This window comes from Pseudoxanthomonas sp. 134C1 (assembly GCF_057773065.1).
On the sequence record NZ_JBYMTH010000013.1, the window covers coordinates 52,702 to 70,455 of the forward strand.

At 67.4% G+C, this 17,754-nt stretch carries 15 protein-coding genes and 1 pseudogene; 6 read left to right on the forward strand and 10 right to left on the reverse strand.

The genetic code is table 11. The features are described from left to right. Positions 1-13: 13 nt before the first annotated feature. From AC3DEZ_RS19130 to AC3DEZ_RS19145, 4 genes are all read right to left on the reverse strand, one after another. Positions 14-3,184: an efflux RND transporter permease subunit gene (locus tag AC3DEZ_RS19130; RefSeq protein WP_488389626.1), complete on the reverse strand. Its 3,171-nt coding sequence runs from the start codon at positions 3,182-3,184 to the stop codon at positions 14-16. A 116-nt stretch (positions 3,185-3,300) separates the two neighbouring features. After that, entirely contained in the window at positions 3,301-4,521 is a 1,221-nt protein-coding gene (locus AC3DEZ_RS19135) for an efflux RND transporter periplasmic adaptor subunit (protein WP_488389627.1), read from the reverse strand. Positions 4,522-4,588: 67 nt separating this feature from the next. Then, entirely contained in the window at positions 4,589-5,362 is a 774-nt protein-coding gene (locus AC3DEZ_RS19140) for an SDR family oxidoreductase (RefSeq protein WP_488389628.1), read from the reverse strand. After that, the gene (locus tag AC3DEZ_RS19145) at positions 5,359-5,841 is read right to left on the reverse strand and encodes a hypothetical protein (protein ID WP_488389629.1); all 483 of its coding nucleotides are present in this window, start codon (positions 5,839-5,841) and stop codon (positions 5,359-5,361) included. Before AC3DEZ_RS19145 ends, AC3DEZ_RS19140 begins: the two co-directional genes overlap by 4 nt. Before the next feature lie 353 nt (positions 5,842-6,194). On the opposite strand from AC3DEZ_RS19145, the gene AC3DEZ_RS19150 reads away from it, so the two are divergent. Together AC3DEZ_RS19150 and AC3DEZ_RS19155 are read left to right on the forward strand one after the other, a co-directional pair. Then, complete coding sequence (locus tag AC3DEZ_RS19150; protein WP_488389630.1) at positions 6,195-7,247, forward strand: LysR family transcriptional regulator; 1,053 nt, start codon at positions 6,195-6,197, stop codon at positions 7,245-7,247. Between the two features lie 83 nt (positions 7,248-7,330). Next, positions 7,331-7,888, forward strand: a complete 558-nt coding sequence (locus AC3DEZ_RS19155; protein ID WP_488389631.1) for a hypothetical protein — start codon at positions 7,331-7,333, stop codon at positions 7,886-7,888. 164 nt (positions 7,889-8,052) lie between these two features. On the opposite strand, the gene AC3DEZ_RS19160 is transcribed toward AC3DEZ_RS19155, so the two are convergent. Beyond that, positions 8,053-8,388 (reverse strand): OmpA family protein, encoded by a 336-nt coding sequence (locus tag AC3DEZ_RS19160; RefSeq protein ID WP_488389702.1) that lies wholly within the window; start codon positions 8,386-8,388, stop codon positions 8,053-8,055. Between the two features lie 66 nt (positions 8,389-8,454). Further along, positions 8,455-10,488, reverse strand: a pseudogene (locus AC3DEZ_RS19165) (sodium-translocating pyrophosphatase); the annotation flags it as partial. A 253-nt stretch (positions 10,489-10,741) separates the two neighbouring features. On the opposite strand from AC3DEZ_RS19165, the gene AC3DEZ_RS19170 reads away from it, so the two are divergent. Continuing rightward, positions 10,742-11,269, forward strand: coding sequence for a hypothetical protein (locus AC3DEZ_RS19170; RefSeq protein ID WP_488389632.1), 528 nt, complete (start codon positions 10,742-10,744; stop codon positions 11,267-11,269). A 135-nt stretch (positions 11,270-11,404) separates the two neighbouring features. On the opposite strand, the gene AC3DEZ_RS19175 is transcribed toward AC3DEZ_RS19170, so the two are convergent. The 4 genes from AC3DEZ_RS19175 to AC3DEZ_RS19190 form a co-directional block, all read right to left on the reverse strand. Then, positions 11,405-11,947 (reverse strand): DUF2846 domain-containing protein, encoded by a 543-nt coding sequence (locus AC3DEZ_RS19175; protein WP_488389633.1) that lies wholly within the window; start codon positions 11,945-11,947, stop codon positions 11,405-11,407. A gap of 7 nt (positions 11,948-11,954) precedes the next feature. Next, positions 11,955-12,590, reverse strand: coding sequence for a hypothetical protein (locus AC3DEZ_RS19180; RefSeq protein WP_488389634.1), 636 nt, complete (start codon positions 12,588-12,590; stop codon positions 11,955-11,957). Positions 12,591-12,699: 109 nt separating this feature from the next. Next, on the reverse strand, positions 12,700-13,569 hold the full coding sequence (locus AC3DEZ_RS19185; RefSeq protein WP_488389635.1) for a hypothetical protein: 870 nt from the start codon (positions 13,567-13,569) through the stop codon (positions 12,700-12,702). Then, positions 13,566-14,822 (reverse strand): 6-phosphofructokinase, encoded by a 1,257-nt coding sequence (locus AC3DEZ_RS19190; protein WP_488389636.1) that lies wholly within the window; start codon positions 14,820-14,822, stop codon positions 13,566-13,568. The genes AC3DEZ_RS19185 and AC3DEZ_RS19190 overlap by 4 nt, the downstream gene beginning before the upstream one ends. A 121-nt stretch (positions 14,823-14,943) precedes the next feature. Between AC3DEZ_RS19190 and AC3DEZ_RS19195 the strand changes: the two genes are divergently transcribed. The 3 genes from AC3DEZ_RS19195 to AC3DEZ_RS19205 all read left to right on the forward strand — a co-directional run bounded on the left by AC3DEZ_RS19195 (position 14,944) and on the right by AC3DEZ_RS19205 (position 17,752). Then, positions 14,944-15,522: an adenylate kinase gene (locus AC3DEZ_RS19195; protein WP_447104691.1), complete on the forward strand. Its 579-nt coding sequence runs from the start codon at positions 14,944-14,946 to the stop codon at positions 15,520-15,522. 200 nt (positions 15,523-15,722) lie between these two features. Beyond that, entirely contained in the window at positions 15,723-17,087 is a 1,365-nt protein-coding gene (mpl, locus tag AC3DEZ_RS19200) for a UDP-N-acetylmuramate:L-alanyl-gamma-D-glutamyl-meso-diaminopimelate ligase (RefSeq protein WP_488389637.1), read from the forward strand. A gap of 92 nt (positions 17,088-17,179) precedes the next feature. Further along, a complete protein-coding gene (locus AC3DEZ_RS19205; RefSeq protein ID WP_488389638.1) occupies positions 17,180-17,752 on the forward strand; it encodes an LON peptidase substrate-binding domain-containing protein in 573 nt (190 codons plus the stop codon). Positions 17,753-17,754 lie beyond the last annotated feature (2 nt).

A 17,754-nucleotide genomic window follows, 5' to 3' on the forward strand; every position in this document is an offset into this window, starting at 1 on the left:
AACCAGGGAGGGATCAGACGTGGGCTTCACCGGTCGCGTGCGCCGGGGCGTGCGAGACCAGCGGGCGATGCGCGAGTTTGCGCAGCGCCACGTAGAACACCGGGGTCAGGAACAGGCCGAACAGGGTCACGCCCAGCATGCCGGCGAACACCGTGATGCCGGTCACCGAGCGGACTTCCGCACCGGCGCCGGTCGACAGCACCAGCGGCACGGTGCCGGCGATGAACGCCACCGACGTCATGACGATCGGGCGCAGGCGCAGGCGGCAGGCTTCCAGCGCCGACTCGACGATGCTCTTGCCCTGCAGTTCCAGTTCGCGGGCGAATTCGACGATCAGGATCGCGTTCTTGCACGCCAGGCCCATCAGCACCACCAGGCCCACCTGCACGAACACGTTGTTGTCGCCGTTGGTCAGCCATACGCCCAGCAACGCGGACAGCAGCGTCATCGGCACGATCAGGATCACCGCCAGCGGCAGGGTCCAGCTCTCGTACAGCGCGGCCAGCACCAGGAAGGCGAGCATCACCGCCAGCGGGAACACCACCAGTGCGGCCTTGCCCTGGGTTGCCTGCTGGTAGCTCAGGTCGCTCCAGTCGATGCCCATGCCGGTCGGCAGGACCTTCCCGGCCAGTTCGGTGACCTTGGCCATCGCTTCGCCGGACGAGAGCACGCGCGGGTCGGCTTCACCCAGCAGATCGGCGGCCGGATAGCCGTTGAAGCGGATCACCGGATCCGGACCGTAGGTCTGCTTGATGCTGACCATGCTGCCGACCGGCACCATCTCGCCGTTGGCATTGCGGGTACGCAGGTTGGCGATGTCCTCGACGTTGTCGCGGAACGGGCCGTCGGCCTGCGCGATCACCTGCCAGGTGCGGCCGAACATGTTGAAGTCGTTGACGTAGGCCGAACCCAGGTAGGTCTGCAGGGTGTCGAACAACTCGGTCAGCGGCACGCCCTGGGCCTTGGCCTTGACGCGATCGACTTCGGCGTCCAGTTGCGGCACGTTGGCCTGGTAGCTGCTGATCGGGAAGCCCATGCCCGGCGTCTGCGACGCCGCGCCCTGGAATGCCTGCACCGCGTTCTGCAGCTCGCCGTAACCCAGGCGGGTGCGGTCCTCGATGAACAGCGACCAGCCCGAACCGTTGCCCAGGCCCTGGATGGGCGGCGGCATCAGCGCGAAGGTGAAGCCTTCCTGGATGCCGGAGAACTTCTGGTTCAGCTCGGCGGTGATCTGCGCGGCGCTGTTCTTGCGTTCACCGAACGGCTTGAGGTTGAAGAACACCACGCCGCTGTTGGGCGTATTGGTGAACTGCAGCGGGTTCAGGCCGGGGAACGCGATTTCGTCCTGCACGCCTTCCACCTCCATCGCCATCTTCGCCATCTTCTTCAGCACCGCGTCGGTGCGTTCGATCGAGGCGCCTTCCGGCATCTTCACGCCGGCGATGATGTACAGCTTGTCCTGCAGCGGAATGAAGCCCGCCGGCACCGCCTTGAACATCACGCCCGCGCCGACCAGCAGCAGCGCGTACACCGCGAACACCGCGCCGCGACGGCCCAGCGCGCGCGAGACCGCGCCTTCATAGCGCTCGGAGCTGCGCTTGAAGAACCGGTTGAACGGACGGAACAGCCAGCCGAACAGGCGGTCGATGATGCGCGCCGGGGCGTCCTTGGGGGCGCCGTGCGGCTTCAGCAGCTTGGCGGCCAGGGCCGGCGACAGGGTCAGCGAGTTGATCGCCGAGATCACGGTGGAGATGGCGATGGTGACCGCGAATTGCTTGTAGAACTGGCCGGTCACGCCGGTGAGGAACGCCATCGGCACGAACACCGCACACAACACCAGCGCGATCGCGATGATCGGGCCGGACACTTCCTTCATGGCCAGGTGCGCCGCTTCCAGCGGCGTGGCGCCTTCCTCGATGTGGCGTTCGACGTTTTCCACCACCACGATGGCGTCGTCGACCACGATGCCGATGGCCAGTACCAGCCCGAACAGGGTCAGGGTGTTGATGGAATAGCCGAGCAGGTACAGCACCGCGAACGTGCCCACCACCGACACCGGCACCGCCAGCAGCGGGATGATCGAGGCGCGCCAGGTCTGCAGGAACAGGATCACCACCAGCACCACCAGCAGGGTGGCTTCCAGCAGCGTCGTGATCACCGACTTGATCGAATCGCGCACGAACACCGTGGTGTCGTACACCGAGGTGATTTCCACGCCCGGCGGCAGCTTCTTGCGGATTTCGGCCATCTTGTCGACGACCGCGTCGCGGATGTCCAGCGCGTTGGCGCCGGGTGCCTGGAAGATGCCCAGCGCGGCGGCGTTCATGCCGTTGAGGCGTGCACGCAGGGTGTAGTCGCCGGCGGCCAGTTCGATCCGGGCGACGTCCGACAGGCGCACGATTTCGCCCTCGTTGCCGCTCTTGAGCACGATGTCGCCGAATTCCTCGGCGCTTTCCAGACGACCCTTGGCGTTGATCGGCAGCAGGAAGTCGCTGCCGTTGGGCATCGGTTCGGCGCCGAGCTGGCCTGCGGACACCTGCACGTTCTGCTCGCGCACCGAGCGCAGCACGTCGCTGGCGGTCAGGCCGCGCGCGGCGACCTTGTCCGGATCCAGCCAGATGCGCATGGCGTAGTCGCCGCCACCGAAGGCCTGTGCGTCGCCGACGCCGGTGATGCGCGCCATTTCGTCCTTGACGTGCAGGCGCATGTAGTTGCGCAGGTACAGCGAGTCGTACTTGCCGTCCTTGGAAACCAGATGGACGACCATCAGGAACACGGGCGACTGCTTCTGCGTGGTCACGCCCTGGCGGCGCACGTCCTCGGGCAGGCGGGCCTGCGCCTGGGCGACGCGGTTCTGCACGCGCACCGCGGCTTCGTCCGGATCGGTGCCCGGCTTGAAGGTCACGGTCAGCTGCAGCACGCCGTCGGAACCGGCGACGGACTTGATGTACATCATGTCCTCGACGCCGTTGATGGCTTCTTCCAGCGGGGTGGCGACGGTTTCGGCGATGACCTTGGGGTTGGCGCCGGGGTAGACCGTGCGCACGACCACCGAAGGCGGCACCACTTCGGGGTACTCGCCGATCGGCAGCATCGGGATCGAGATCAGGCCGGCGGCGAAGATCACGATCGACAACACCGCGGCGAAAATCGGCCGGTCGATGAAGAACTTTGAGAAGTCCATGGGTGGATTTCCTGGAAAATGGGAAAGCAGAGGACTCGCCCCTCCCCCGACGTGGGGGAGGTGGGGAGGGACGGCTCAGGTGTTGCCTGGCCCGCCTCCGGCGGGCGCGGCGGGGATTACTTCATGGCGACGGCGTCGGGCGCGGGGACCTTGGCTTCCGGCTTGGCATCCATCGCGACTACCTTGGCGTTGACCGGCATGCCGGGGAAGAACACCTTCTGCACGCCACTGATGATCACGCGGTCGCCGGCGACCAGGCCCTGTTCGACGATGCGCAGGCCCTGGACCATCCGGCCGAGCTTGACGTCGCGGCGCTGGGCCTTGCCTTCCTTGTCGACCACGAACACGTAGCGGCGATCCTGATCGGTGAGCACGGCCTTGTCGTCGATCAGCGCGGCCTTGAACTCGCCGCTGCCCAGCAGGCGCACGCGGGCATACAGCCCCGGCGTGAACAACCGATCCTTGTTGTCCAGCACCGCGCGGGCACGGATGGTGCCGGTGCTGCGATCCACCTGGTTGTCGAGGAAGTCGACGGTGCCGCCGTAGGGGAAGCCCTGGTCATCGGCCAGGCCGACCTGCACCGGCACCTTGCCGTCGCGTTCGCTCGGGCGCTCGCCCTTGCGCGCCATCTCGGCGTAGCGCAGGAACGCGCGCTCGTCGGCGTCGAAGTGCACGTGCACCCTGTCCAGCGACACCAGCGTGGTCAGCACGCTGGCGCTGTCGCCGGCGGTGACCAGATTGCCGGCGGTCACCAGCGCGCGGCCGGCGCGACCGTCGATCGGCGCGCGCACCTGGGTCCATTCCAGGTTGAGGCGTGCCGAGTCCACCGCGGCCTGGGCGGCGGCGACATTGGCCTGCGCCTGCGCGGCGGCCGAGCGGCGCTGCTCGTATTCCTCGGTGGAGATGGCCTGCAGTTCGGACAGTTTGCGTGCGCGCTCGGCCTCGCTGCGGCCCAGTTCGGCCTGGGTGCGCGCGCGCGCCAGTTCGGCCTGCGCGCGCGCCAACTCGGCGCGGTAGCTGCGTGCGTCGATGGTGAAGAGGACATCGCCCTTCTTCACTTCCTGGCCTTCGGTGTAGTTGACGCGATCGATGTAGCCGGACACGCGCGGACGCAGGTCGACGTTCTCGATCGCTTCGATGCGGCCGCTGAATTCGTCCCACTGGCTGACCGGCTTGATCAGGACCGGGGCGACGCTGACCGAAGGCGGCGGCGGTGCGCCGGTTTCGCTGGCCTGGCCGCCGCTGCAGCCGGCCAGGATGGCCAGTGACAGCGCGCTGGCCGCGCCCAGGGCAAGGAATCGTCGCGTACGCGGAGCGATGTCGATGTACTTGTTCATGGAAGTCTCGTGGTGGGTGGGGGAGGAACAACGGGCGGGAAGCCTAAGACCTGAACTTGAGTTGAGGTCAAGCGGGGGCGGCATCGCCCCAGCGGGAGGTGGGAAAGTCGGAAAACAGGGTCCGGGTCGGCGCTTCCGCCAGCTCCTTGGAATAGGAGACGATCGGGAGCGGCTTGCCGTGACGGCTCAGCAGCGATACCGCGTTGCGTCCGACCGCCAGCGCGTTGGGCCATTCGGCGCAGGCGTTGACGGCGTTGGCCGGCGTGCAGATCGGTTTGTCCACCGACAGCAGCTGCACGCGCACGCCCAGCGCGTGCGCTTCTTCGTGCAGCACCTGCGCCATCATCCGCATCGTCGCGCCGGTGACCGAGGCGTGTCCGTAGCCGGACCAGCCGCGTTCGGCGAACGGCCCGCCGACCAGGATGTAATGCGTGGTGCCGCCCGACTCGGCCAGCAGCGGCAGCAGGTGCCGGGCCGCGGCCAGGTGCGGGATGACATCCATTTCCAGTTTGTGGCGCAGCACGTCGCTGGGTTTGTCCAGCAGGCGTCCCGCTTCCAGCGGACTGGTCAGGCTGGCGAACACCGCGCGCAGCGGCCGGCCGCGCGCGCGGATGTTCCGGGCCAGCTGCGCCGCATCGTCATCGCTGAAGATGCAACCGCTGTGCATCACTTCCAGCGCCGGCTCGTCCACGAAACGATCGGCCAGCGCCTGCATGCGCGGCCCCTCGCGTCCGACCGCCAGCACCGGGCTGCCGACTTCCAGCAGCGCGCCGACCACGCCGGCGCCGACGGTGCCGGCGGCGCCCAGCACCAGGGCTTGCGGATGCGAGGCGCCTTTCACGAGCGGCTCCGGCGTGGGCCGGCCAGCAGTGCGCGCTGGCCGAATGCGCGGGCGCGCACCACGGTCGCGGCGCCCGCCTGCATGCGGCGCGGCACGGTGAACTCGCGGAAACCCGACACCGGTGGTCGCGGGGACAGGCGCGAACGCGACGCTTCGGTCTGCGTGTCGACGGACTGTCCCCGGGACCAGCGGCGCCACCAGCCGACCAACGAACCGAGCACGCCGCGCGGGGGGAGGGGGGGAGCGGCGTGGTCGTGGTGGGCGGCCTTCTCCGCGTCGGCGGGGGAGGATTCCGACGTGGGGGAAAGTGTGGAGCGGAGGGGCGGGACACCGATATCCGGATCCTGCGGTGTGATTGCCCATTCCTGCGCGGCCTGCGCATGGGCATGGGGCGGAATGGTGGCGGCCAGGTTCAATCGCGGCGCCTGCGCCGCCACCGGGCTCCGCCGGGTCGCGGTGAGTGACAGTGTCCCGCTCATGGGATGTTTTCTCCCGTTAACGGGACAATTGCCGAGGCCAGCCAGGAAGTACCTGCTGACAGGACAAAATCATGACCGGCGTCACCGATAGCTTGCCGGCGGCGGGGGTGCAGCCGGATTTCCACGCCCGGCGCGCGCATGCCCAGCGCAAAGGTCCGCATGACCGGCGTTTCGGCCAGATTGCGGGCAGCGAGGGGGAGGCGGATTGGCGGGGAAACAAGCATGAGAGCGGTCACTGCAGTTGGAGCAGGTGGCTACCTTATGCCGACAAAGGGGACTTGATTAGTCCAGATTTAGGGGAATAATCATCCCGCTGGCGGTCCAATCCGGATCTGCCTCCCCGGAGTCCCCCCATGAGCCACGATTTGAACGACACGCTGATCTTCGTCAAGGTGGTCGAGCAGGGCAGTTTCATCGCCGCCGCCAAGACGCTCGGCCTGCCGAAGACCACGGTCAGCCGCAAAGTCCAGGAACTGGAAACGCGCCTGGGCGCGCAGTTGCTGCACCGGACCACCCGCAAGCTCGGCCTCACCGAAGCCGGCAACATCTATTACGAACATTGCCAACGCATCGCGCGCGAACTCAGCGAGGCCGAGAGCGCGGTCAACCAGTTGCAGGGTGGCCCGCGCGGCTGGCTGCGCTTCACCACGCCGTACTCGATCGGCATCGACAAGATCGCGCCGTTGCTGGGCGAGTTCCATGCGCAATACCCGGAGATCCGGGTGGAGATATTGCTGAGCAACGAGCCGCTGGATCTGATTGGCGGTGAAATCGACGTCGCCCTGCGCTTGGGCAACCTGCCCGATTCCAACCTCGTCGCGCGTCGGCTGGGCGTGTTGCGCACCCAGGTGTATGCGAGCAAGAGCTATCTGGCCCGCTACGGCGAGCCGCTGGGTCCGGATGACCTGCAGCACCACCGCGCGCTGGCGATGCCCAAGCACCGGCGTGGTGGCGGCAGCTTCTGCTGGACCCTCAACGACGGCAATCAGGACAAGGACTTCGCGATCAATCCGATCCTGATCGCCAATGATCCCGCCGCGTTGAAAGGCGCGCTGCTGTGCGGCGAGGGCCTGATGGTCGCGGCGGACGTGATGGTCAAGCCCTACCTGGAACAGGGCTATGTGCAGCGCGTGCTGGCCGGCTGGACCGGTCCGGAGTTCGAGTTCAACGCGGTGTTCCCGCGCGGCCGCATGATGTCGCCGAAGGTGCGCGCGTTCGTCGACTTCCTGGTCGAACGCCTGAAGTTCGACATGGATTACATGATGGAGCACTGCCCGGTGTACCTGAAGCAGCAGGCCGAGGCCTGCGCGAGTGCGCTGGCCGAATCGGTGCGGCGCGAAACCGAGGCGGAGGAGGCGGCGGAAATCGCGACCGGCCGCCGCGTGCTGGCGGAAGTGGTGGAGTAGGCGCGCCTCGACGCGTCGCCACCACGGAACCGGCTAACATGCCGGCCGTGGCGCGATGCGCGCGCCTTGCCCGGAGGCGAACGATGAGAGCATGGATTCCCGTGGCCGCGGCCGTTCTGCTGGTCGCCTGCAAACCCGCCGCCGAACCGGCATCGCCCGCCGCTCCGGCCGCGAACGCGACGCAGGCCGTACCCGAGTCCATCGCGCAGACCCACGGCGGCGCGGCGGCGCCGACGCCGGCGGCGGCTGGCGAAGCCGACGCTCACGGCGAGGTCAACCAGCGCATCGGCCAGATACTGGGCGACGCCACCCGTTATGAAACGGCGATCCTGGCGTTCCAGCAGGCGGTGGCGCAGAAGGATGCCGCCACCGTGGCGGCGATGATCGATTTCCCGTTCAAGACCACCATTGAAGGCAAGCCGGCCACCGTGAAGGACGCGCCCGGATTCATCACCCAGTACGGTCGCATCGTCACCCCGGAGATGGCCGACGTGATCGTGCGACAGCGGTACTCGGAACTGTTCGTCAACGGCAAGGGCGTGATGTTCGGGAACGGCGAAGCCTGGCTCAACGGCATCTGCGTGGACAACGCCTGCAACTCGTTCAACGTGCGCGTGGTGGCGTTGCAGCCGACGCAGTGAATCCCCGACCTGTGGGAGCGACGGAAGTCGCTAAACTTTTGAAAGCCGTGTCCGTCGAAGGTCGTCGCATCGCGACTTGCGTCGCTCCCACAAGTCAGCGCTAGAAACAAGACAGGGCGGCCATGGCCGCCCTGTTTCATTGCGACGATGGATGCCGGTTCGCGCTATTCCACCTTCACTTCCACCCGCCGCGCCTCGTCGGCGTTGCCGTTGCCCTCGGTCTGCATCGGCTTGTCCAGTTCGATGCGCTCGGCGGCGATGCCATTGACCACCAGCCATTGCTGGATGGCCTGCGCGCGCTGCTTGGCCAGTTCCTGGTTGGTCGCCAGATCGCCGGTGGCGTCATGGAAGCCGGACACCCGCGCCTTGCTGTCGGTCTTGGCGTGCAGGCTGCCGAGCACGCTGGCCAGACGCGCGCTGGCGTCGGCCGGCACCACCGCCGAGCCGACGTCGAAATACACCTTGGCCAGATGATCGTTGGTCAGTTCGGCCATGTGCATCGACTCGGCGGAATGGGCGCCGCCCACCGCCGCACTTGCCCCACCCTTGAACCAGCCGTCCACCGGCAGCAGCGGCACCAGCAGCAGCGCCACGATGTTGATGATCTTGATCAGCGGGTTGATGGCCGGACCGGCGGTGTCCTTGTAAGGGTCGCCGACGGTGTCGCCGGTGACCGCGGCCTTGTGCGCGTCCGAACCCTTGCCGCCGTGGTGGCCTTCCTCGATGTACTTCTTGGCGTTGTCCCAGGCGCCGCCGCCGGTGCACATGGAGATGGCGACGAACAGGCCGGTGACGATCGTGCCCATCAGCAGGCCACCCAAAGCGGCCGGTCCCAGCAACAGGCCGACGATGATCGGGATGATCAGCGGCAGCAGCGACGGCACGATCATTTCGCGGATCGCCGACCTGGTCAGCAGATCCACCGCCTTGTCGTACTCCGGCTTGCCGGTGCCCTCCATGATCCCCTTGATCTCGCGGAACTGGCGGCGCACTTCCTCCACCACCGCACCGGCCGAACGGCCCACCGCCTGCATCGCGAAGGCGCCGAACAGGTACGGAATCAGGCCGCCGATCAGCAGGCCGACCACGACTTTGGGATCATTGATGGCGAAACTGACCGCGCCCTCGCCGAACTTCTCGCCCAGCTTGTGCGCGTAGTCGGCGAACAGCACCAGCGCGGCGAGTGCGGCCGAACCGATCGCATAGCCCTTGGTCACCGCCTTGGTGGTGTTGCCGACCGCGTCCAGGGCATCGGTGATCCTGCGGATGTCCGGGCCCAGTTCGCTCATCTCGGCGATGCCGCCGGCGTTGTCGGTGATCGGACCGTAGGCATCCAGCGCGACCACCATGCCCGCCATCGACAACATCGCGGTGGCGGCCACCGCAACACCATACAGGCCACCCACCCAGAAGCTGGCCAGGATGGCGATCGCCACCGCGATCACCGGCAGCGCGGTGGATTTCATCGACACCGCCAGGCCGGCGATGATGTTGGTGGCGTGGCCGGTTTCGGAAGCCTTGGCGACCTGCTGCACCGGCGGATATTCGGTGGCGGTGTAGTACTCGGTGATCACCACCATCGCCGCGGTCAGCACGAGGCCGATCAGCGCGCAGCCGAACAGCGGCAGCAGCAGTTCCGGCGCGAACATCGACTTGGTGACGAAGAAGAACGCGATTGCCGCGAGCACGCCGGAGACGGCCAGGCCGCGGTACAGCGCGTTCATGATCTTGCCGCCTTCGCGCGCCTTGACGAAGAAGGTGCCGATGACCGAAGCCAGGATCGAAACCGCGCCCAGCACCAGCGGATAGACCACGCCGGCCCAGCCGTAGGTGGCGAAGGAGATGCCGGCGATCAGCATCGCCGCGATCACCGTCACCGCGTAGGTCTCGAACAGGTCGGCGGCCATGCCGGCGCAGTCGCCGACGTTGTCGCCCACGTTGTCGGCGATCACGGCCGGGTTGCGCGGGTCGTCCTCGGGGATGCCGGCTTCGACCTTGCCGACCAGATCCGCGCCGACGTCGGCGCCCTTGGTGAAGATGCCGCCGCCCAGACGGGCGAAGATCGAGATCAGCGATGCGCCGAAGGCCAGGCCGACCATCGGCTGCAGCGCGGCCTTGATCGCCGCCTCGGTGGGCTGGCCGTTCCAGACCACGAGGAAGTAGCCGGCCACACCCAGCAGGCCCAGGCCGACCACCAGCAGGCCGGTGACCGCGCCGCCGGTGAAGCTGATCTTCAGCGCCTGGTTCAGGCCGTGGGTGGCGGCCTCGGCCGTGCGCACGTTGGCGCGTACCGAGACGAACATGCCGATGAAGCCGGCCACGCCCGACAGCAGCGCGCCGATGGCGAAACCGATGGCGGTGGGCCAGCCCAGCGCGGGGACCAGGCCGATGATCAGGAACAGGATGACGCCGACGATCGCGATGGTGGTGTATTGCCGGCGCAGGTAGGCGCTTGCGCCTTCCTGCACCGCCGCCGCGATTTCCTGCATGCGCGGATTGCCGGCAGGCCGGGAAAGAATCCAGCGTGCCGAGAATATTCCATAAAGAATTGCCACCGCGGCGCAGACCAGCGACAGCGTCAAACCGTGTTGTTCCAGCATGACCCCTCCCAAGGTTGATGAATGACGTCCGGCGAGTGCGTGACCGGTCGAAAATCCGGGTGGGGCGGTGATCCCGATGGAGCCTGTCGAACGGGATACAGCCACTGCGGCGTGGGCCGCGCGGATACCGACGTGTTCAGACAATCCCTGGAGCGTCCCGAGTATGACCCGAGCCCGCCCCGCCCGCCAACCACGAGCGGGGGTTCAGGCAGCCCGTGCCAGCCTTGCGCGGTCGTATTCCCGAGGTTGTCCGATGCGTCCGATTTCCCCCCTCGCCCTGACCGCCACCCTGGCCGCCGCCGTTGTCCTGCCGGCGTTTGCGGCCGAACCGCAACCGGAGATCAAGCGGCCGGCCACCGCCACCGCGCAGGCCGTGGGCGCGGTCCATACCATCCGCCAGATTCCGGAGGCATGTGCCCGCTTCGAGGGCATGTTCACCGGCGATGCCGCGCAGCCCTACCGCTTCAGCGTGGTCCGCACCAGCGCCCAGTGTCAGCCGCGCGCACGCCTGCTGGATGCCGCCAAGGCCAGGCCGGGCGCATCGTCGGGGTGGTTGCTCAACGACGTGATCCGCATTCCCAGCGCCGCCTGCGCATCGCAGCAGGCGGTCGTGCGCGTATGGCGCAAGCCGGTCGCGGTCAGCACGCCGGACAAGGACGGACAGGGCCAGGCCCGCATCTACCTGGAAGACGCCAAGCAGGACATCGCCGCCGGCAAGATCGCGCAGGCGAAGATTCCGCTGTTCGCCGCCGAAATGAAGGTCGAGGGCAAATGCCCTTGAGGTGGGGCTCGGTCCACCATCGCCATCCCCGCGCCAGGGATCGGAACCATCGGTTCGGATCATCATCGGGCGTCATGCCGAGGATGATGCGCGGCGCACGCGGACCGTGATCCTGGGTGCGCCGGCGGGCGAGGCTTACTTCTTCAGCGGCTTGGAAGGCTTGAGTTTCCTGGACATGCCGTCGAACGTGGCCTGATCCGACGGAGACAGATTGGGCCGGCCGGCCAGGAAGCCCATGGTGATGCCGCCGACCACGTAGTACGTCTCGCCCGCTTCCACTTCCATGTTGAGCACGTCCTTGGCCTCCGAGTGCACGGTGTACGTGTGCGCGCCCGGTTCCACCGGCATGACGAAATAGCTGCCGCTGCTCAACTTGCCCAGTTCCTGTTCGCCTTCACGGACGATGTAGTTGACCGCCGCGCCGGCAAACTTCTTTTCGCGGAAGAACACGATCTGGCCCTTGCCCGCCTCGGGAGCCGCGATGGCGATCGCGCCCTTCGATTCGGATGTGGCCGCCGGCGCGGCGGCGGCGGCGGGTGCTGGCGCTTCCTCCGCCGAGGGCGAAGCCGGCGCGCTGGTTTCTTCCGCGGGCGCCGCGGTGGCGGCCTCCTGGGCAGCGGCGATGAACGGGGCACACAGGACAGCGGCGATCACGAGGCGGGTCAGGCGGAAACGCATGGATGCTCTACTCCGTTGGTTGGGTGGTGATGCGTGGGGATTCGGATGGGGACGTCCGTGCGGTGGCGCAGGACGGCGGAGGCGATGGGGTTGCCGCCGATGGCGGTAATGTCCGGGCCAGCCTGGCGCGCGCACGGGTACCGGCGGGCAGCTCGATTTCCCTGCCCTTGAGGAAGTAGGCGAAGGGGCCGGCCACCACGGCCGTGCCGATCGCGGCGTGCGACCGATCCTGGCCACTGCCGCCGAGCTTGAAACCACGCAGCCGTATCTGCTCGCCCTGGAACTCCAGGTACCGGGCGGCCAGCAGGATCTCGCCCGGCTTGCCGCCTCCACGGGACGGTTCGGCATGCACGACTTCGCCGACGCCGGGTGTACCGATGGGCAAGATGCCATCGGAAGTGATCAAGGGCTCGGCAAGCGTCAGGCGGAAGCGATCGCCCCGCCGGGTCCGGGCTGAATTCAAGGTTTCAGAAAGCGCGAGTACCAGTTCCGCGCCTTCCGAGGGTGGACAGGCCGGCATCGCTTCCGCGGCAGGCGGAGGCGGGACCGCGGTATCGGAGGGAATCGGAGCCGGTATGACGGTTCCGGTGACGCCGGACGCGCACAGCAACGCCAGCGCCGGCATGGCGCGAACCGTCGACATCGGGTTTCCCCTTCAGATTTCCCCGTGCGCAGGCTAGCGCAGGTAGCGAAAACTGCAAAGGGGAGGTGCTGGCCGAACCCGCCGGCCGAGCGTCTTGGTCCGAACCGGATCACTGGTTGGCGGCGGCTTCGCGGAGGTAGCCGTACCATTCCGTTTCAATGACGCTCACCGGTCCGATCAGGAATTCGAAATCGGAGATGTCGCCACCCCGCACAATGAGCTTCCGATATGCATCCGCGTACTTGCCGTTGCGGTAGTGGAACAGAAAATGCGAAAGGCTCCAGTAACCGACATAGTACTGGTTGACGTGAGCATCTATCGGCGGTCCGCCTGAGCCGGTGATCAGCGAACGAAGGGCAATGAGTTTCCCTTCCCGGATGTCGCGCTGCAGATCCCCTGACAACGGCAGCCCGGGCAGCCACCAGATGGGATAAGCAGCCGGATCTATGCTCCCCGCGATCAGTTGCCCATTCTCCAGTCGACTGGCACCGAAGTAGGTAGCCAGCCCTTCCTCGATCCAGGTCCGACGCTGGAAGCCGGCGACCTCGCGGTTCAATTGGTGGGTGGCCTCGTGCAGCATCCAGTGGTATGGATTGACGGCGTCGCGGGCGTAGTAAGCATGGCAGGTGTTGGGCAGATAGTAGGCTTCCGCCCACGGTCTGCTGCGGTTGTGCTGTTTGAACTCTGCGCGATCCCGGTAGAGGATCAATTTGAGCTTGTCACCGCGTGGTTTGTCCGCCAGATCGAAGAAGTGGATGTAGGTGCGGTAGAGGCTCTCGGTCGCATCCGCCGTTTTCCGGGTCTCCTCGCCGGAAGCACTGGATTCGATGCGGTAGTGCTCGGTCTCCCGTATGTGCGTGTTGGACTGTACGGGTGTCTGGTCGGCGGGTATGTCGCGGTTGCATGCAGCCAACAGAAAGGCAAAAAGCGGCAGTGCGATGCAACGCCGCTGCCTTCTGGACGTGAATGCTCCCGTCACCCCTCCCACTTCGGCAGCTTCTGCTTCACCGCCACGTTCTTCAGCGTCACGTACTTCGGCAAGCCGTCGCGGCCGAATTCCGGATAGGCCTCGCCGCGGATCAACGGCTCGAGATATTTGCGCGCGGCGGCGGTGATGCCGTAGCCATCCTTGCGAAGGAAGCCGTTCGGCATTTTCTTTTCGTGGTTGGCGACCTTTTCCAGCGGTGCTGCTTCGATCTTCCAGCGATACGGCGCATCGGAGGTGCGCACGATCACCGGCATCACCGCGTTCTGTCCCTTCAACGCGTACTGGACCGCGGCCTTGCCCACCGCCTGCGCCTGCTCCCAGTCGGTCCTGGAAGCGATGTGACGGGCGGAGCGCTGCAGGTAGTCGGGCAGGGTCCAGTGGACCTTGAAACCCAACTGGTCCTTGACCCGGCCGGCGAGGTAGGAGGCCACGCCGCCAAGCTGGGTATGCCCGAACGAATCCTTGCCGCCGCCGGCATCGGCGACGAAGCGGCCATCGGCATGCTGGATGCCCTCGCTGGCGACCACCACGCACCAGCCGACCCTGGCGACGACCTTCTTTACCTGCGCCAGGAACGCCGCCTCGTCGTAGGCGCGCTCGGGGAACAGGATGATCTGGGGCGCGTCGTCCGGCGACTGCCCGGCCAGGCCGGCGGCGGCGGCGAGCCAGCCGGCGTGCCGGCCCATGGCTTCGTAGACGAACACCTTGGTGGACGTCTCCGCCATCGCCGCCACATCCAGCGCGGCTTCGCGCACGGACACCGCGGTGTACTTGGCCGCCGAGCCGAAGCCGGGGCAGGTGTCGGTGACCGCCAGATCGTTGTCGACGGTCTTGGGCACGCCGATACAGGTCAGCGGATAGTCGAACGCCTTGGCCAGTTGGGACACCTTGAGCGCGGTGTCGGCCGAATCGTTGCCGCCGTTGTAGAGGAACCAGCGCACGTCGTGGGCCTTGAGAACCGCCAGCAGGCGCTCGTAGCGGGCGCGGTCGGCGTCCAGTGATTTCAGCTTGACCCGGCACGATCCGAACGCGCCGCCCGGGGTCTGGGCCAGCGCGCGGATGGCGGCGGCCGACTCCTTGCTGGTGTCGATCAGTTCCTCGCGCAGGGCACCGAGGATGCCGTTGCGGGCCGCCAAGACCTTGATTTTACGGGCGCGCGCCTCGCCGATGACGGCCGCGGCGGTGGCGTTGATGACGGCGGTGACGCCACCGGACTGCGCATAAAGTAGGGTGCCCTGGCTCATGGGGGATTCGTTCCGGGTTGTCTTGATGCGGTAAGCTTCACACAGATGACGCGGTGCAGCGAGGCGCGGGGGATCCCGCCGCCCGGCACCGCCGGCAGGATTCTAGTTCGGGAGTTACACAATGCGATTGGTTCTACTGGGCCCCCCCGGGTCGGGCAAGGGCACTCAGGCGGCGCGTCTGAAGGAATATCTGCAGGTTCCCCACATTTCCACCGGTGATCTGCTGCGCGCGGAAGTCGCGGCGGGCAGTCCGCTGGGCGTGCAGGCCAAGGAGATCATGGCGCGCGGCGATTTCGTCAGCGACGAGATCCTGCTGGGCATGCTGGAAGACCGGTTCGCCCGTCCAGACACCGCCAACGGCTTCATCCTGGACGGCTACCCGCGCAACCTGGCGCAGGCCGACGCGCTGGGCGCGCTGCTCGACCGGATCCGGCAGCCGATGGACTTCGCGGTGCAGCTGGAAGTCCCCACCGACCTGCTGGTGGAACGCATCGCCGGCCGCGCCAAGGCCGAGGGCCGTGACGACGATTCGCCGGAAGTGGTCCGCAACCGCCTGGACAAGTACACCAGCCAGACCGCGCCGGTCATCGATTACTACCGCCAGCACGGTCAGCTGACCGTCGTCGACGGCGTGGGCTCGCTGGACGATGTGTTCAGCCGCTTGATCGAGGCGCTGTCGCCGGCCAAGGAAGTCGGCTGAGGCCGGTTTCCGCGGACTCCGGTCCGCCGTACCCGGTGCGGCGGCCGGTCCACCCGGAGCGCGGGTCCCGGATCGTCCGGACCCGGACCCGCACCTGATCCGCGCACCGCGGCCGCGGTGCCATCTTCGCTCCGGTCCGCCCGCGTGCCGAAACCGGGGCGCTGGGCTACAGTCTCGTCGTTCACCACGGAAGCGTCGTCTTGAAGATCCACATTCTGGGAATCGCCGGTACCTTCATGGGCGGCGTGGCCGCGCTCGCGCGCGAGCTCGGGCATGACGTCGAAGGCAGCGACCAGGCGATCTACCCGCCGATGTCCACCCAGCTGGAACAGCTCGGCATCACCCTGGCGCAGGGTTACCTGCCGCGGAACATATCCCCGGACTGCGACGAGATCGTCATCGGCAATGCGCTCTCGCGCGGCAACGAGGCGGTCGAGGCGGTGCTGGACGAGGGCCGCCGTTACATTTCCGGCGCGCAGTGGCTGTCGGAGCGGGTGCTGCCGGGACGCGACACCCTCGCGGTGGCCGGCACCCACGGCAAGACCACCACCACCACCATCCTGACCTTCCTGCTGGAAGCGGCCGGGCGTTCGCCGGGCTTCCTGATCGGCGGCGTGGCCGAGGACTTCGGCGTGTCCGCGCGGGTCGGCCAGGGCCGCGAGTTCGTGGTGGAGGCGGACGAATACGACACCGCTTTCTTCGACAAGCGCAGCAAGTTCGTCCATTACCGGCCGCTGGTGGCGATTCTCAACAATCTCGAATACGACCACGCCGACATCTTTCCCGACGTGGCCGCCATCCAGCGCCAGTTCCACCATCTGGTCCGGACCGTGCCGCGACGCGGCCGCCTGATCGTCAACGGCGAGGATGCGCGCCTGGCGGAAGTGCTGGCGATGGGGTGCTGGACGCCGGTGGAACGCTTCGGCTTCGACCCGGCGCTGGAATGGAGCGCGCGCCTGATCCGCGAGGATGGCAGCGCGTTCGCCGTGCGCCACCAGGGTCGCGAGCTTGGCGAAGTGCGCTGGCCGCTGCTCGGCCGCCACAACGTGCTCAACGGACTGGCCGCGCTGGCCGCCGTGAACGCGGTCGGCGTGGATCCGGCGACGGTGATGCCGGCGCTGGCGCGCTTCCGCAGCGTCAAGCGACGACTCGAGATCATCGGTGAGGCCGACGGCATCACCCTGTACGACGATTTCGCCCATCATCCGACCGCCATCCACACGACCCTGGAAGGGTTGCGGGCAAAGGTCGGCGATGCCCGCATCGTGGTGGCGATGGAACCGCGCAGCAATTCGATGCGGCTGGGCGCGCATGCCGATGCGCTGGCGCCTTCGCTCGCGCTGGCCGACGCGGTGGTGTTCCTGCATCGCCCCGAACTGCCGTGGGATGCGGGCAAGGTGATCGATGCGATCCGTGGCGATGCGCGCACGGTGCCGGACGTGGATGCGTTGATCGCGGCGCTGCGAGCCATCGCACGGCCAGGCGACCACGTGGTGTTCATGTCCAACGGCGGCTTCGACGGCGCGCCGCGCCGCTTTCTGGCCGCGTTGCGCGAAACCGCGTAGGGTGGGCTTCGGCCCGCCGCCGCGCCGCATCGACGAGCGAGCCATGGCGGGATGCCGGCATGCCGCCGTGGACCGTGGCTGACGGAGATCCGATGACCGAAACCCTGCCGCTGTTCCCCCTGCATGCCGTGCTGCTGCCCGGCGCGGGCCTGGGCCTGCGGGTGTTCGAACGGCGCTACCTGGATCTGGTGCGTGACTGCGGACGCGCCGGCCGCGGCTTCGGTGTCTGCCTGATCCTGGAAGGCGACGAAGCCGGGCAGCCGGCGATTCCGGCCGCCTACGGCACCGAGGCGCTGATCGAGGATTTCGATACCGGTCCCGACGGTCTGCTCGCCTTGCGCGTGCGCGGCGTGCGCCGGTTCAGGGTGATCCGCACGCGGGTGCGCGACAACGGCCTGGTGGTGGGCGAAGTGCAGTGGTGCGAGCCGGATTCCGATGATGAACTGCTGCCCCAGCACAGCCTGCTGGCGACGCTGTTGCAGAGCCTGCTCGAGCAGGCCGGCGCGGACTTGAACCGGATCACGCCGGCGCAGATGGACAACGCGGCCTGGGTGGGATGGCGACTCGCCGAATTGCTGCCGCTCACCGCGCAGCAGCGGGGAATGCTGTTGCAGGAAGACAGCCCGCACACGCGCCTGGACCGGCTGCTCTCGGCCATCGCCTGAGC

Excerpts from the sequence above, each read along its gene's own strand:
- AC3DEZ_RS19150 (WP_488389630.1), top strand. The coding sequence starts at position 6,195 with ATGAGCCACGATTTGAACGACACGCTGATCTTCGTCAAGGTGGTCGAG.
- AC3DEZ_RS19135 (WP_488389627.1), bottom strand. The coding sequence starts at position 4,521 with ATGAACAAGTACATCGACATCGCTCCGCGTACGCGACGATTCCTTGCC.
- AC3DEZ_RS19195 (WP_447104691.1), top strand. The coding sequence starts at position 14,944 with ATGCGATTGGTTCTACTGGGCCCCCCCGGGTCGGGCAAGGGCACTCAG.
- AC3DEZ_RS19180 (WP_488389634.1), bottom strand. The coding sequence starts at position 12,590 with ATGTCGACGGTTCGCGCCATGCCGGCGCTGGCGTTGCTGTGCGCGTCC.
- AC3DEZ_RS19170 (WP_488389632.1), top strand. The coding sequence starts at position 10,742 with ATGCGTCCGATTTCCCCCCTCGCCCTGACCGCCACCCTGGCCGCCGCC.
- AC3DEZ_RS19190 (WP_488389636.1), bottom strand. The coding sequence starts at position 14,822 with ATGAGCCAGGGCACCCTACTTTATGCGCAGTCCGGTGGCGTCACCGCC.
- AC3DEZ_RS19130 (WP_488389626.1), bottom strand. The coding sequence starts at position 3,184 with ATGGACTTCTCAAAGTTCTTCATCGACCGGCCGATTTTCGCCGCGGTG.
- AC3DEZ_RS19160 (WP_488389702.1), bottom strand. The coding sequence starts at position 8,388 with ATGCACATGGCCGAACTGACCAACGATCATCTGGCCAAGGTGTATTTC.
- AC3DEZ_RS19175 (WP_488389633.1), bottom strand. The coding sequence starts at position 11,947 with ATGCGTTTCCGCCTGACCCGCCTCGTGATCGCCGCTGTCCTGTGTGCC.
- AC3DEZ_RS19155 (WP_488389631.1), top strand. The coding sequence starts at position 7,331 with ATGAGAGCATGGATTCCCGTGGCCGCGGCCGTTCTGCTGGTCGCCTGC.
- AC3DEZ_RS19205 (WP_488389638.1), top strand. The coding sequence starts at position 17,180 with ATGACCGAAACCCTGCCGCTGTTCCCCCTGCATGCCGTGCTGCTGCCC.
- AC3DEZ_RS19145 (WP_488389629.1), bottom strand. The coding sequence starts at position 5,841 with ATGAGCGGGACACTGTCACTCACCGCGACCCGGCGGAGCCCGGTGGCG.